We start from the raw sequence: 14438 nt of genomic DNA on the forward strand, positions 1-14438 counted from the left end.
TTAATTAATACTCGTTTTTAACTTCAGTTATTTCGTCCTGAATTCTTTTGTTGACGTCTATTTTTGCACCCTCAAAAACGAAAATTGTTGTTCCTTTTTCTCTGGCAAATTTATTCGTTACTGAATCTGAAATTTTAGAATTCCGAAAATATTTACCGCTTTCTTTCAGCTCATTTTCTGCTTCTGAAAATTCTTTGATTCTAATCACATTAGTATATTTTTTATTCAAAACAAACCAATTGATATAATCCGCATTAAAGGAAACCGCCTGAATTCCTTTGACAGAATAAAAATTAACGGCCCCAGCCTGTCCATAATTGTCGCAAAGAACCAGCGTCTCACCGGATTTTGAAAGCTTTGCATATTCTTCATCTACTTTTTGCGCCAATTCTTTCCAGCCCTGCATATCAGCAAAATCCTGCGGGAGCGAATGGTCTTTTCCATCTTCCCAGCGAAGCAACCCGAATTTTTTGTATTTTTCCTCATGGCTAAGGATGTATTCCGGGCTTTTATTAGGAAAAGCCACATCATACAAAGGGATAAAGAGCAAAACAGGAATTAAAAGGAATACAACTTTTATTACTTTCGCCAATCTGCTTCTTTCAAAAAGCTGGGCCAGAAAAACTGAGCCGAAAGCGATATAGGCCGGGTACAGACCGATTGCATAATAATCTTTAGCCTTAAAATATAAAAACAATGCCATGGTAAAAACGTAAGCAAAAAAGAAAGCCCTGAATTTCTCAAATGGCTTATAAAAAATCAAGGCATACAATCCTGCCCCAATTACGAACACCGATCCTAAGAAAAACAAAACCTGAGATTTCAAAAAGTCCGCGCGATCAACATTTACGAGCTGCCTTTCTGACAGCTCCTTCATATGGTGAATGACCGGAAAACCATTTTGATACTGCCATATAATATTCGGTGAGATAATTATTAAAGCTAATATTGCAGCAAAATACAGGTGCTTCTGAAGGAAAATTTCCCTTTGCTTTGTTAAAAGTATCGCCGGAACTATTCCCAATATCGAAAAAGCTATGTTATATTTGTTCAAAAAGCCGATTCCCAGAACTACAGCACCCGCATAAAGCCATTTTATTTTTTCGGAATTAAAATATTTAATCAAAATAAAATACAGCAAAGTCCACAGCAAAACCTCTAAAGAAGTTGGCTGGAAAAGCATATTCAACCGAAGCAAAACAGAAAATAAAACTCCCGTGGCCGCTAAAATCTGTGCATAAAGATTTCCTTTCAGCTCTTCTATCATCTTCCAGACGACAACGATAGTTAGTGCTCCGAATAAGGCAGGGAAAAATTTAACCCAAAATACCGAGCTCCCTAAAAGTTTAATAATAAAAGCCCACCAGGAATTAACCGGCGGAACTGATAAATATCCCCAAGCCAGATGATTTCCCTGATCCAGGTGCAGGTATTCATCGCGGTGGAGCTCATATTCCGGATTGATTAATGAATATTGAAGGATAAATTTTACAAAGACAAAAAAGAGAAGAATGAAATGGCTTTTTTTCATGGCTGGGTTTTGATATCTAAAATTAAAACATTTTGAAGGATGTTTTTGTTACATTGTTTTTAACATAAATAAAAATCCTGAGAAATAATATCCCAGGATTCAACAGTTCAAATTTATAGTGTTAGTTTACTATTTTTTCGCTTTTTCTTTCAGCTCTTCTTTGTCCTTATCAGACGGATTCCAGACTTTCACATCTGCATTCTTATCAAGTCCTGACAAAATCTGAACATTGATACCATCGCTTGCACCAAGCTTCACATACGTTTTTTTGAATTTACCGTCTTTTTGTTTTACCTCAACAAAAGGAACATCTTTTCCGTTCTTTTTTTCGTACTGAACAAGAGATTCATCCAGAAGCAATGCATTTTTCTGTGAGTTCAGCACAATTTCTCCGTTGGCTGAGAAGCCGGCTCTGATATATTCATTGTTTGGATTGTACACATCACCTTCTACCGGGAATTTGATGGTTCCGTTATTATCTTTTCCTTTTGGAGCAATCATAGTCAGCTTACCCGGAAACGTTTTATTCTGAAGGGCACCGATCACGATATTCATGCTCATTCCCTGCTTCAGTTTTCCAGCCTGCGCTTCATCAATTTCTCCCTGAAAAATCAAAGAATTAAGATCTGCAATAGAACAGATGGTAGTTCCCGCATTGAACGAGTTCGCTTCAATTACCTGGCTACCCACTTTTACAGGAACTTCAAGAACAGTTCCTGCCGCTTTAGATCGGATCTGAGTTGTTGCCAGCCCCTGCAATTCCGGAGTAGCACCTGTTTTTGCGATTAAAAGAGCATTTTTAGCCGTTACCAACTGCTGGTTTGCATTTTTAAGAGCCTGCTGCTGAGTGTAGAGCTGCTGCTGGGCATTTAAGTATTCCTGCTTGGAAATCACGCCTTGTTTGTACAGTTTCTCCTGCATTGCAAACTGGCTGCGGGCATTTTCCACGTTCATTTTTGCATTATTGATCTGCAGCTGAGAATTCTGAACACTCTGCTGTGCATTATTAACCTCAGCAATATTCGGGACGATTCTTACCGTGGCAATTAATTGCCCTGCCGTTACTCTGTCGCCTTCGTCCACAAGGATTTTGTCAATAATACCGGCTATATTTGGTTTAATTTCAATTTCTTCTTTTGGGATAATTTTTCCTGTTGCCATCACCTTATCGTCCATATTCTGGATCGTAGGTTTTCTGGTAAGGAAAGCTTCGCTCTGTTTAGAATTAGATTTTACCAGATATCCGATTCCCGAGAACAATGCCACTGCAAATAAAAGCCCGAGAATAATATAAATGGCTTTTTTCCAAGTGAATTTCTTTTTCATATATAGTTTATTTTTTTATTAAAAGATTTAATGATTTAAAAATTTAAAAATTATTTGCCGCAAAACTCATAACTCATAACTTTAAATTTATAACTTACAGCTTATTCCGTTCTTAATGCTTCAATAGGCCTGATTTTCACTGCTCTCTGCGCAGGAATCATCCCGATGATCAATCCTAAAACCACCATTACTGCCATTGCTGAGAAAACATTTCCGTAGTTCACCGTCGGGTTATAGAAAGGAAACGCATCCTGCCCCTTTGTTGCCATATCTAAAATCATGAGGACAAAAATCCCCGACATAAAGCCCAGTAAGCCGGACGAGAGCGTGATGACCACACTTTCCAGCAAAATCTGGTTTCTTACTTCCGAAGGTTTTGCGCCTAAAGCCCTCCTGATTCCTATTTCTTTTGTTCTTTCTTTTACGGTGATTAAAAGGATATTGGAAATAGCAATTACCCCTGCAAGAATCGTCAGGGTTCCTACAATAATGGTTAAAAGCTGCATTCCTGTTAAAAAGCCTGTCAGCTTTTTAAATTCTTTTCCAAGGTTGAAACTTCCAAAAGCGTTGGTATCTTCCGGTGAGACCTTATTTTTTGATTTTAATTCTAATTTTACGGTTTCTTCCACGGCATTTACGTTCGCATTCGGTTTGCTTACAATAGCAAACATATCGATCTGGTCTGCAACATTATAAATTTTCGTATAGGTGGAAAGCGGAATAAAAACCGTCTGGTCATTCTCAAAACCGCCCCCTTTTTTTACTCTGAAAACTCCGATTACATTAAAGAAAATTCCTTTGATATTGATGGATTTCCCAAGTGGATTTTCGTTCTTTTTGGCATCAAAGAAGTTCTTATATATTTCTTCACCAATGACGGCTACGTTTTTATTCCCGGAAACATCGGCATCATTAATATACCTCCCGAAAATTAATTTTTTCTCTGAAATTTTATTTCCTACCGGATAATCCCCTGTTAAAGAATAAGTTCCGTTTTTCCCGTTTCTGGACATGGCTTCTCCGGGTGTTCCGGTAAAGCTTCCCCTTGAGTTTTGAGGAGAAATATAGTCGATATTAGGAATTTTTCTTTTCAGCATTTCTATATCAGAAAGATGAAGATGCATTTGGCGCCCTTTTGGAAATCCTTCGTAAGGGATTGACGTATTCTGTGCCCAAAGGAAGATAGAATTGGTCGCAAATCCTGAAAATAATTTATCGAAACCATTTTCCATACCTTTTGCCGCTCCAAGCAAACTTACATACAAAAACATACCCCAACCCACACCAATCATGGTAAGGAATGTTCGAAGCTTATTATTCCTCAAAGAATAATAAATTTCCTGCCAAGTATCTTTTTTAAATATTATGTTCACTGTATTTTATTAAATGATTAAAAGATTGAAAAATTAAGAAATTACTTTCCTAAAACTCATAACTCACAATTTATAACTCATAACTTACTCCGATCTCAATGCTTCAATAGGCTTAATTTTTGAGGCTCTGTATGCCGGAACAAATCCTGCAATCAATCCTGAAAAAACAAGCGCAATAAAGGCTGCAATTATTTGCCCCCATCCTACACTTGGGCTTTTTATGAAATAGTCTTCCAGACTGTCCCCGATTAGATACAAAGCCAAAACTCCCAATCCTACTCCTATCAGCCCGGAAATCACCGTAATGACAACACTTTCCTGAACAATAAGGGCAACAATGCTTCCCGGCTTAGCTCCAATGGCCTTTCTTACCCCTATTTCTTTAGTTCTTTCTTTTACAATATAAACCATGATATTGCTGATCCCGATAATTCCTGCCAGCAAAGTTCCCATCCCGATAAATCCTACAATTGCGGTAAGAACAGCCATGAAGGTAAAAGTATCGCTCATATTCTGGGCATTATTCCAGACCCTGATTCCGTTTTCGTCATCAGGAGCTACATTTTTCCGGGCCTTTAGCCTGCTTTTTATTTCGTCTCCGTATTTTATGGCCTCCTGCGGGGTAAGTTTGTCATTGTAAGCAATATAATTAATGCTCACCGTATCCGAACCTTTTTTCATCTGCTGAAGCGTTGAAATAGGTACGGTAATATGCCTCTCGTCCCAGTCACCCCCGTCATCTGAAAAAACACCTACCACTTTGAACATGGTTCCGTTGATATTCAGTTCTTTACCGACCGGGCTTGCATTTTTAATCAAATCCCGCTGAACCATCCTTCCGATTACTGCCACATTTTGTTTTCTGTCTAAATCAGTAGGTGTCAGATATCGCCCTTCCAGGATTTTACGGTTTTCGATCACCTGCTCTTCAGGCAGAACGCCGTTGATTTGGTAATTTCCGCTTTCTTTGCCGTATTTTACCAATAAATTGGCGGTATATCTTGGTGTGGAACTTCCTACTTTTTCTTTATCGATATTAACTAAGAAATCATAATCGGAATTATTCATGGTTATCTGCCGATCAGACTGAAGCCCGTTATAAGCAATGGTTGTTTTCCCTGTTGCAATCGAGATAAGGTTCTGGGCATCTCTTGCAAATCCTTGTGTGAAAGCATTCTGCAGCCCCGTTCCGATCCCGAAAAGAACAATGAAAATAAATAAGCCCAAAGCCACGGTAAAACCTGACAGCACCGTCCGCAATACATTACTGCGAATAGAACTGAATATTTCCTGCCAGCGATCTAGGTCGAACATATATTTAGATTTGAAGCGGGAAGCCTGATGGAAGTCTCCAATCTTTCCGCTGATTTATTTTTTATTATTAAAACTTCATCTTCTTTTTCTTCATTCTTCCAGCCTCCATCTTCCAACTTCCATCCTATAAAACCAACTGCTTAATAAACTCATCACTTTCAATGATTCCGTCTCGTAAAACAACGTTTCTTTTCGTTTGTGCGGCTACATCCGGCTCGTGGGTTACAACGATGATGGTTTTGCCTTCGTTATTGATATCCTGAAGAAGCTTCATAATATCGTGTGTTGTCTTAGAATCTAATGCTCCGGTAGGCTCATCCGCTAAAACCACTTTCGGGTCGGTAATTAAAGCTCTTGCAATGGCCACCCTCTGCTTCTGCCCCCCGGAAAGCTCGTTCGGCAAATGGTTTGCCCATTGTGCAAGCCCTACTTTTTCAAGGTATTCCATCGCTTTCTGATTACGTTCTTTTCTTGGAACATTTTGATAATATAAAGGAAGAGCCACATTGTCCAGGGCTGTTTTATACCCGATCAGATTAAAAGACTGGAAAATAAATCCCAGAAACTTACTTCTGTATTCCGCCGCCTTTACTTCAGATAAATGCTCAATGGGAACATTATCCAGCTCATAGATTCCGGAATCTTTTTCATCAAGAATACCTATAATATTAAGGAGGGTAGATTTTCCGGAACCGGAACTCCCCATGATTGAAACAAATTCACCTTCAGCGATATTAAGGTTAATACCCTTGAGAACGTGGAGCTTGCTTTTTCCCGTATCGTACGATTTATGTAAATCCTGAATTACTAACATTAAGTGATGTATGTTTTATGAATAATAAGTAGATGATAATTTCAATTTGTTACAAGAATAAAAATTTCTTTAAATAAATTATTGTTTAACTATTTTATACCTAATTAATAGTACTTTACACAAAAGTGTTTAATTGTAAATTACTGATAACATCTATTTTTACATGATAATGCTGTGTAAGTCAATATCTAAGCGGTTTTCATGTAAATGTGGAAAACTTTTAAGGTTAAAACTCAATCATTTAGTGTTTCACCCTTTTAAATACAGTTCTTGTTTTCTAACTTTGTACTTGCACATTACAAAAAATAAGAAGCATTTCTCAGTTGATAACTTTTATTTATAAGTTGCAAATAATCAGATTGTTGAATATTTTTTGAACTTTATCCACATTGATCGATTTATTTAATTTTAAGACATTTTTAATATGGGAATTTTTGATAAAAGAGTAAGTTATAAGCCATTTGAATACCCTGAGGTTCTTCAATTTGTAGAAGCGATCAACAAATCATTCTGGGTGCACTCTGAAGTGGACTTTACTGCAGATGTTCAGGATTTTCATTCACAGTTGGAACCGCACGAAAAACATGCTGTAAAAAATGCCCTCCTGGCGATTGCACAGATTGAGGTGTCCGTAAAGACATTCTGGGGAAACCTGTATAACCACATGCCAAAGCCGGAACTGAACGGTCTCGGAGCTACTTTTGCAGAATGTGAATTCCGTCATTCAGAGGCATATTCCCGCTTACTTGAGGTGTTGGGCTATAACGAAGAATTTACTCACGTTGTAGAAATTCCTTCCGTAAAAAAGAGAATCGATTTCCTTACCAATGTTCTTAAACATGCAAATTCCGCTACTCCGAAAGAGTACGTTTCATCTCTTTTATTATTCAGTATCCTGATTGAAAATGTTTCACTTTTCTCTCAGTTTGCCATCATCCTTTCTTTCACAAGGTTTAAAGGATTCATGAAAAATGTTTCTAATATCATTGCATGGACTTCTGTAGATGAACAGATTCACGCTAATGCCGGAATTTATTTAATCAACAAAATCAGAGAAGAGCAGCCGGAATTATTAACGGATTCTGACATTGAAGATATCTATACATTAGTGGACCAGTCGGTAGAGCTGGAAGGCGAAATCCTTGACTGGATCTTTGAATTGGGCGAACTAAGCGTTTTCTCAAAAGAAGATTTATTAAACTTCATGAAATACCGTGTAGATGACAGTTTAAAGAAAATCAACATGAACACAAGGTACAACGTAAGCCCTGAACAATACAGACCAATGGTTTGGTTCGAGGAAGAGGTTTTCGCGAATTCTATGGATGATTTCTTTGCAAAAAGACCGGTGGATTACACGAAGCACGATAAGAGTATTACGGCGAATGATTTATTTTAAATTATGAATAATTTAGAATACGCAAAACAACAACTAAATCGTTTTTATCTTGATATTATTGAATCTCAAAGACTAAATCCGTCTTATCCTTTTATACAAAGTTATTCAGAAACTTTATTAAATTTAATTTCATATTTAAGAGAAAATGATAAAGTAATGAGTAATAAATTACTTTCACTATGGATGGATGCGGATATTTTTAAAGCAGATATTCCTGGTGAATTGCATGATGATTATAAAAAAAGAAATAAAAGATATCGTGAAAATTGGTTAAAACAAAAGAAAAAAATTGACACCATAACATCAGAGCTTTTCGATTATCTAAATGAAATTCCTGATTTGCAATAATGATTTGCAATAACAAAAACACGTTCTTTTTGGAGCTTACAAATAAAAATGCAAACAAAATTCCTGAGCCTTAAAATCGCTCCGGAATTCGAAAATATACAAACCTATGGACGAACAAAATACAAATATATGGTGGCTCAATGAAGAGTCTGAGCAAATGCTGAACAGAGGCTATTTGCTGAAAGGGGAAACTGTAGAAGGAGCCATCGACAGGATTACCACTGCCGCTGCAAAAAGACTTTACAAACCAGAGCTTCAACCTGCTTTTAAAGAAATGATTACCAAAGGGTGGATCAGTTTCTCATCGCCGGTTTGGGCCAATATGGGGACTCAGAGAGGTCTTCCTATTTCTTGTTTTAACGTTCACATTCCGGACAGCATCGAGGGAATTACCCACAAAATGGGTGAAGTGATCATGCAGACTAAAATCGGGGGTGGAACTTCAGGATATTTCGGGGAACTTCGTAACAGAGGAACAGCGGTAACAGACAACGGAAAATCTTCAGGAGCTGTTTCTTTTATGAAATTGTTTGACACAGCAATGGACGTTGTTTCTCAGGGCGGTGTAAGAAGAGGTGCTTTCGCAGCTTATCTTGATATCGACCACGGAGATATTGAAGAATTTTTATCCATTAAAGATATCGGAAGCCCGATCCAAAACCTGTTTACAGGAATCTGCGTTCCAGATTATTGGATGCAGGATATGATAGACGGAGATATGGAAAAACGTAAAATCTGGGCAAGAGTCTTGGAAAGCCGTCAGCAAAAAGGTCTTCCATATATTTTCTTCACAGATAACGTAAACAGAAATAAGCCACAGGTTTATAAAGACTTAGGCTTAACGGTAAATGCAAGTAACCTTTGCTCTGAAATCATGCTTCCTTCTTCTATGGAAGAATCTTTCATCTGCTGTTTATCATCTATGAACCTGGAATTGTATGACGAATGGAAAGATACCGGTGCCGTGAAATTAGCCATTTATTTCCTTGATGCCGTTTTATCAGAATTTATTGACAAAACAGAAGGAAATTATTACCTTCAGGGAGCAAGAAACTTCGCCATGCGTCACAGAGCGCTTGGACTGGGAGTTTTAGGATATCACTCTTATTTGCAGAAAAATATGATCCCGTTTGAAAGTTTTGAAGCCACTCAATTCAACGCGAGAGCTTTCAGACACATCAAAGAGCAGGCAGAACAGGCTTCAAGAGAATTAGCCAATATCTACGGTGAACCGGAATTGCTGAAAGGTTATGGATTAAGAAATACCACGACTATGGCTATCGCTCCTACGACTTCAAGTTCTGCAATTTTGGGACAGACTTCTCCGGGAATCGAGCCGTTTGCTTCTAACTACTATAAAGCTGGTCTTGCAAAAGGAAACTTTATGCGTAAGAATAAATACTTAGCAAAATTATTAGAGGAAAAAGGTCTTGACAATGAAGAAACATGGAGAACAATCATGCTGAACCATGGTTCTGTACAGCACTTAAAAGAATTGACCGAAGAAGAAAAAGCAGTATTCAAAACATTTAAAGAGATTTCTCCGATGGAGATTATTTCTCAGGCTGCCCAAAGACAGCAGTATATCGATCAGGCACAGTCATTAAACCTGCAGATTCCTTCTACAATGCCTGTAAAAGACGTAAATTACCTTTACATAGAAGCCTGGAAAAAAGGAGTAAAAACCCTTTATTATCAAAGAAGTTCTTCTGTTTCTAAAGAAATGATGGTAAACTTTGTTACCTGCTCATCTTGTGAAGCTTAAGGATTCCCAAATAATAAACATCAACATATTCATTAAAGCACGCTTTTTAAAGCGTGTTTTTTTTATATTTGTTTAAATGTTTAATGCCTAAAAAACTTCAAATATGAAATTCGGACAAGTAGAAGATCCCTCGAAAATAGATTTTACATTACCTAAAGATCATCCAAGAACAAAAGAAATTTTAAAACAGAACAAAAAAGGCTTGGAAAATATCTCAATAGGATGTGCAAAATGGAATAAAACCGACCTCAAAGGATTTTACCCAAAGGGAACGAAGGACGAACTGGCATATTATTCAACACAATTCAATTCCATTGAGCTGAACGCTACTTTCTACGGAATGCCCACTCCTGAGCAGGTCCAGACATGGAAGGAAAAAACCCCGGCAGATTTTAAATTTTTCCCGAAAATAACCAATACAGTCTCCCATTTCAGAAGGCTTTTGAATATTGAAGATGTTGTGACTCAATTTGCAACGGCCGTTTTGAATTTTGACCAAAAATTAGGAATGGTTTTCCTGCAGCTTCACGATAATTTTAAACCAAAGGATTACGAAAGGCTTGAAAAATTTGTAAAAGACTGGCCAAAAGAAGTTCCTTTAGCTATTGAGCTCAGAAATACGGAATGGTTTACGGACGAAGATATTTTCAACACAACCTGTGACCTTTTTGAAGCCCATAATATCACAAATATCATTGTAGATACCGCAGGAAGAAGGGATATGCTTCACATGCGCCTCACAACTCCCAATGCATTCATCCGATATGTGGGAGCCAATGCAGAAAGTGATTATGCCCGTCTCGATGACTGGATGGAGCGCCTCGCTAAATGGAAAGACGAGGGCCTTCAAAACATCTACTTTTTTGTACATCAGAATATTGAAAAAGCATCTCCGTTATTGTCTGCTTATTTCATCAAAAAAATGAACGAAGAGTGGAAAACCGACATCCATATCCCTAAAATGGGAACTGATGTTACGGGAACATTATTTTAATGTTAATAAATTTTTATCTCAATAAATTAAATATAAAATCAAATTATCATAAAAAATACGATTTTAATAAAAATAATTCACCTTTATACCCAATAAAAAAAAATACTCACAATATTTCTTTTATATTCCAAAATTAGTTAAATTAGAAAGTATCATATTATACAAATGTTGAACTCTCAAAAAAACACTGAAATGGAAAAGGAAATTTGTACCATCAGTATCACCTCCAGCTGGCTGGGTGATGCATATACTTTTTATGAAGATGATAAAATAAAAAGGGTATATGACAATAACAGCCTTAGCTCTGATGTTACAGAATGGCTGGAACCTAAGCAAATAAGCAAACAAAATAAAGACAAGCTTATCAGAAACTGCCCGGAAGAATTTAAGGAAAGGATCATGCTTATTCTTGATTATCCTTAATTATTCATTAGCCGTAAAAATCCCTATTGGTAATAAGTAGGGATTATCTTCTTTTTCTGATCAATAAGGCCAGATTGAGAAACAGGAGCAGAAAATCCAGCGTTACCCAGATTCCTACTTTTATATTTTCATAATTGTAAGCTTCCACCTGCTTTTTTGCAATATCAGAAAGCTTTACACTCTGGTTAATATAATTTTGGACTTCAATGATCTGATCAATATTTTTGTTCGGAACAGAATGCTGTGAAAAATAGACAAGATTTTTCTTACCCAGATAACCGACAATCCAGTATTCGTCGGATTTTTCCATTGCTAGGTATTCTATTCTGTAGTATTCCGGCCGTATCTTTCCGATATGCTTAGTTTCAATGGCTTTATTCGCTTCAGGATTGTTAATATTAATCACATAAAAATCCAAAGGCTGCGGAAGCTTATTAATCACCTGCAAGGCAACAGAATTTTCTACAATACCTACCGCACTTCTTTTAATAAACCAATATGTAAAAAATGAGATTGAAAAAACCAGCGTGATAATTCTGAATATTTTTGCCCATTCAGCACCTTTTCCCTTTTTTATTTTAGACAAAATAAGAGAAAAGACCAACGCCCAGAAAATAAGCAAAATCACAAATACCATGTTGCAAAGATACTGTTTTTAAGAAAGTTTTACAGGGATGCTAATCAACATTCCATTCTTTATAAAACTGATCGAGAAATTTCAGCATAAAATCATGTCTCTGTCCTGCTATTTCTTTGCCTTTTTCGGTATTCATAAGATCTTTAAGCAGCAACAGTTTCTCGTAAAAATGGTTGATGGTGGTTCCGTTTGATTTCTTGTATTCTTCTTTGGGCATATTGAGTTTTGGCTCAATATTCGGGTCATACATCGGGTTATTCTTGTAGCCACCAAAGTTGAAGGTTCTCCCGATACCGATAGCTCCTATCGCGTCAATCCTGTCGGCATCCTGAACGATTTTCAACTCAACGGGCAGGTTTTCCGGCACCTCTCCCCTGTTTTTAAATGAAATATTTTTGATGATAAACAAAACCTGCTCAATTAGCTCTTCCGAAGCATCCTGGCTTTCTAAAAAGTCACGGGAAACCTGTAATGCAATGGTTTCATCGCCATGATGAAATTTAGGATCTGCAATATCATGCAGCAGGGCCGCCAATTCTACGACTTCCTGATTACATTCTTCTGTTTCAGCGATTTTTTTTGACAGTTTCCAGACTCTTTCGATATGGAACCAATCGTGTCCCGCTTCTGCACCTTCCAGTTTTTCTTTTACAAATTCTACCGTATTGTTTATCAAATTCTTCATTTATATCAATTCATTTAAAATAATATTCCAGAGCTTCTTATTATAGCTTCTAAAAAAATTTATATGCCCTATTTCACCCTTCTCCGACTCTGATGTTTTAATTAATCTGTAAGTAGGCTTAAGATTAGGGTATGTATCGTTCAGAAGGCTTTTTACTCCTTTTTCAGTGAGCCAGACATCATCTTCAGCCCGGATCACAAATACTTTTTGGGTTAAATTTTTAGAATAATCATCAATTTTCTCAAGCAGGCCATTGGTTGATTTCCTGTTTAAAATTAAGGTTCTCCAGTCAAATGCACAATTTTTTGGAAGACTTTCTCCAAGTCCAAACCAATTTGCCGGGAAATAGCCTAACAATCCGGTAGTTATCGGCTGAACGATTCCGAAACCTAAATAAGCTTCAATTTTTGTTCTGAATTTTAAATTTCCTACAAAAGCATTCTGGGTTCCTACAAATACAAATTCCTGAAACATTTCTGAATCTTTATTCATCCCTAAAATCAAGGCGCCCACAGAATGGCCGAGACAGAACTTCTGATAATCCTCAAAATTTGTTTTAATGTAATCCGTCAAAGCTTTATAATCCTCAGCGCCCCAGCTTCTCATGGAAGCATTGATGCTTTTCCTGTTTTGGGGTTTGGAAAGCCCTATTCCATGATAATCGTAGGTAAGGACCGTAAATCCGTTTTCAGAAAAATACCGGGCGAATGAAAAGTAAACCTGCTGTTTTACACCAGTGGCAGAATTGATGAGCAATAGTTTATCATTCTTCTTTTCAGGTGAAAAAAGATGAGCGGTAATCGATACGCCGCTTTGATTGATAAGGGTCAGCTTTTCCATGAATAAAGAAAAAATCCACTATAAAAGTGGAAATTTTAGTTTGTATTTCAAGTATCGTTCTTATACTTTCGATATGTAGCAAATAGCTTATGAGAAGAAATCTGAAACTCTCGGAAGACCCGTCTGAGATCCTTTTTTACCGGAAACCCTTGCCGAAACTTCATTCCCGAATCTTACACATTCTTCGATTGGGTTCTTATGGCACAGCGCAATGGCAAAACCGGCTGTGAAGGCATCCCCCATCCCCATTTTGTAGACTGTTTTATCTTTATCGTTTCTGCAGTATTTCATTTCTGTCCCATCAAAATAAATGGTAGAATTCACATCATCCCTTACAAAAACTTTATTGAAATATTTTTTAAGAATTTCTTCCCGCTGTTCTTCTCCAAAAACTATTTCCAGCTCACTGCTTTTTACTATGATAAAATCCACATCTTCCAGGATATCATGATCAAGCGGCTGTGCTGGTGAGGCATAAAGACCTACCTTTTTACCATATTTTTTTGCTTTTTTAATGGTATATTCTATCACTTTCATTGAAACTTCAAGCTGAAGAAGAACCATATCTGCTGTGTGAAAATATTTGTCGGCCGCTTCTACATGCTCAATGCTTAAATAGTTGTTTGCGGCAGGAACTACCACTATTGCCGCACTTCCATCTGACGTGGTTACATAAGCTGTTCCTGTTGCTTCCTGATCGGTTTCGAAAACAAAGCCTACATTTACATTTTCACTGACCATGTTTCTCATGATCTGCTGGCCCAGAGGATCCATACCTACGCAGCCTATAAAATAAACACTTGCTCCCAATCTGGCAGCTCCCACGGCCTGATTGGCCCCTTTACCTCCGAAATAGCTTTCAGAATTCCGGGCGATAACAGTTTCGTTGACAAATGGAACTTTTTCCGTTTCAAGGACAAGATCGATGGAAGAGCTTCCTACAACGATGATTTTCGGCTGTTCTGATGAGAAATTCATTGTGTTTTGAT

General features: G+C 37.2%; 14 protein-coding genes. 5 read left to right on the forward strand and 9 right to left on the reverse strand.

All coding sequences use genetic code 11. The features are described 5' to 3' along the window. Nucleotides 1-4: 4 nt before the first annotated feature. The 5 genes from H560_RS0109560 to H560_RS0109585 all read right to left on the reverse strand — a co-directional run bounded on the left by H560_RS0109560 (nt 5) and on the right by H560_RS0109585 (nt 6358). Nucleotides 5-1531, reverse strand: coding sequence for a glycosyltransferase family 39 protein (locus H560_RS0109560; RefSeq protein WP_027379843.1), 1527 nt, complete (start codon nt 1529-1531; stop codon nt 5-7). A 129-nt stretch (nt 1532-1660) separates the two neighbouring features. Continuing rightward, nucleotides 1661-2857 (reverse strand): efflux RND transporter periplasmic adaptor subunit, encoded by a 1197-nt coding sequence (locus H560_RS0109565; protein WP_027379844.1) that lies wholly within the window; start codon nt 2855-2857, stop codon nt 1661-1663. Nucleotides 2858-2958: 101 nt separating this feature from the next. Next, on the reverse strand, nt 2959-4230 hold the full coding sequence (locus tag H560_RS0109570) for an ABC transporter permease (RefSeq protein WP_027379845.1): 1272 nt from the start codon (nt 4228-4230) through the stop codon (nt 2959-2961). An 84-nt stretch (nt 4231-4314) separates the two neighbouring features. Then, nucleotides 4315-5544 carry an ABC transporter permease gene (locus tag H560_RS0109575; protein ID WP_027379846.1) on the reverse strand — a complete coding sequence of 410 codons (1230 nt, stop codon included), beginning with the start codon at nt 5542-5544 and terminating at the stop codon, nt 4315-4317. Between the two features lie 124 nt (nt 5545-5668). Then, nucleotides 5669-6358 (reverse strand): ABC transporter ATP-binding protein, encoded by a 690-nt coding sequence (locus H560_RS0109585; RefSeq protein ID WP_027379847.1) that lies wholly within the window; start codon nt 6356-6358, stop codon nt 5669-5671. 424 nt (nt 6359-6782) lie between these two features. Between H560_RS0109585 and H560_RS0109590 the strand changes: the two genes are divergently transcribed. The 5 genes from H560_RS0109590 to H560_RS0109610 all read left to right on the forward strand — a co-directional run bounded on the left by H560_RS0109590 (nt 6783) and on the right by H560_RS0109610 (nt 11287). Then, nucleotides 6783-7757, forward strand: a complete 975-nt coding sequence (locus H560_RS0109590) for a ribonucleotide-diphosphate reductase subunit beta (protein WP_027379848.1) — start codon at nt 6783-6785, stop codon at nt 7755-7757. Between the two features lie 3 nt (nt 7758-7760). Then, complete coding sequence (locus tag H560_RS0109595) at nt 7761-8105, forward strand: hypothetical protein (protein WP_027379849.1); 345 nt, start codon at nt 7761-7763, stop codon at nt 8103-8105. Between the two features lie 94 nt (nt 8106-8199). Beyond that, nucleotides 8200-9870 carry a ribonucleoside-diphosphate reductase subunit alpha gene (locus H560_RS0109600; RefSeq protein WP_262486269.1) on the forward strand — a complete coding sequence of 557 codons (1671 nt, stop codon included), beginning with the start codon at nt 8200-8202 and terminating at the stop codon, nt 9868-9870. Between the two features lie 103 nt (nt 9871-9973). Next, nucleotides 9974-10864, forward strand: coding sequence for a DUF72 domain-containing protein (locus tag H560_RS0109605; RefSeq protein ID WP_027379851.1), 891 nt, complete (start codon nt 9974-9976; stop codon nt 10862-10864). 192 nt (nt 10865-11056) lie between these two features. Further along, nucleotides 11057-11287 carry a hypothetical protein gene (locus H560_RS0109610; protein ID WP_027379852.1) on the forward strand — a complete coding sequence of 77 codons (231 nt, stop codon included), beginning with the start codon at nt 11057-11059 and terminating at the stop codon, nt 11285-11287. Nucleotides 11288-11330: 43 nt separating this feature from the next. Here H560_RS0109610 and H560_RS0109615 read toward each other — a convergent pair whose 3' ends face one another. The 4 genes from H560_RS0109615 to H560_RS0109630 form a co-directional block, all read right to left on the reverse strand. Then, on the reverse strand, nt 11331-11924 hold the full coding sequence (locus H560_RS0109615) for a hypothetical protein (protein ID WP_027379853.1): 594 nt from the start codon (nt 11922-11924) through the stop codon (nt 11331-11333). Between the two features lie 40 nt (nt 11925-11964). Further along, nucleotides 11965-12609, reverse strand: coding sequence for an HD domain-containing protein (locus H560_RS0109620; protein ID WP_027379854.1), 645 nt, complete (start codon nt 12607-12609; stop codon nt 11965-11967). Beyond that, nucleotides 12610-13449: an alpha/beta hydrolase family protein gene (locus H560_RS0109625; RefSeq protein WP_027379855.1), complete on the reverse strand. Its 840-nt coding sequence runs from the start codon at nt 13447-13449 to the stop codon at nt 12610-12612. A gap of 87 nt (nt 13450-13536) precedes the next feature. Beyond that, nucleotides 13537-14427, reverse strand: coding sequence for a ribokinase (locus tag H560_RS0109630; protein WP_027379856.1), 891 nt, complete (start codon nt 14425-14427; stop codon nt 13537-13539). Nucleotides 14428-14438 lie beyond the last annotated feature (11 nt).

This window comes from Chryseobacterium daeguense DSM 19388, from assembly GCF_000430825.1.
In the GTDB taxonomy this organism is placed as follows: Bacteria; Bacteroidota; Bacteroidia; order Flavobacteriales; family Weeksellaceae; genus Chryseobacterium; species Chryseobacterium daeguense.

Excerpts from the sequence above, each read along its gene's own strand:
- H560_RS0109560 (WP_027379843.1), bottom strand. The coding sequence starts at position 1,531 with ATGAAAAAAAGCCATTTCATTCTTCTCTTTTTTGTCTTTGTAAAATTT.
- H560_RS0109565 (WP_027379844.1), bottom strand. The coding sequence starts at position 2,857 with ATGAAAAAGAAATTCACTTGGAAAAAAGCCATTTATATTATTCTCGGG.
- H560_RS0109575 (WP_027379846.1), bottom strand. The coding sequence starts at position 5,544 with ATGTTCGACCTAGATCGCTGGCAGGAAATATTCAGTTCTATTCGCAGT.
- H560_RS0109585 (WP_027379847.1), bottom strand. The coding sequence starts at position 6,358 with ATGTTAGTAATTCAGGATTTACATAAATCGTACGATACGGGAAAAAGC.
- H560_RS0109590 (WP_027379848.1), top strand. The coding sequence starts at position 6,783 with ATGGGAATTTTTGATAAAAGAGTAAGTTATAAGCCATTTGAATACCCT.
- H560_RS0109595 (WP_027379849.1), top strand. The coding sequence starts at position 7,761 with ATGAATAATTTAGAATACGCAAAACAACAACTAAATCGTTTTTATCTT.
- H560_RS0109605 (WP_027379851.1), top strand. The coding sequence starts at position 9,974 with ATGAAATTCGGACAAGTAGAAGATCCCTCGAAAATAGATTTTACATTA.
- H560_RS0109610 (WP_027379852.1), top strand. The coding sequence starts at position 11,057 with ATGGAAAAGGAAATTTGTACCATCAGTATCACCTCCAGCTGGCTGGGT.
- H560_RS0109615 (WP_027379853.1), bottom strand. The coding sequence starts at position 11,924 with ATGGTATTTGTGATTTTGCTTATTTTCTGGGCGTTGGTCTTTTCTCTT.
- H560_RS0109620 (WP_027379854.1), bottom strand. The coding sequence starts at position 12,609 with ATGAAGAATTTGATAAACAATACGGTAGAATTTGTAAAAGAAAAACTG.
- H560_RS0109625 (WP_027379855.1), bottom strand. The coding sequence starts at position 13,449 with ATGGAAAAGCTGACCCTTATCAATCAAAGCGGCGTATCGATTACCGCT.
- H560_RS0109630 (WP_027379856.1), bottom strand. The coding sequence starts at position 14,427 with ATGAATTTCTCATCAGAACAGCCGAAAATCATCGTTGTAGGAAGCTCT.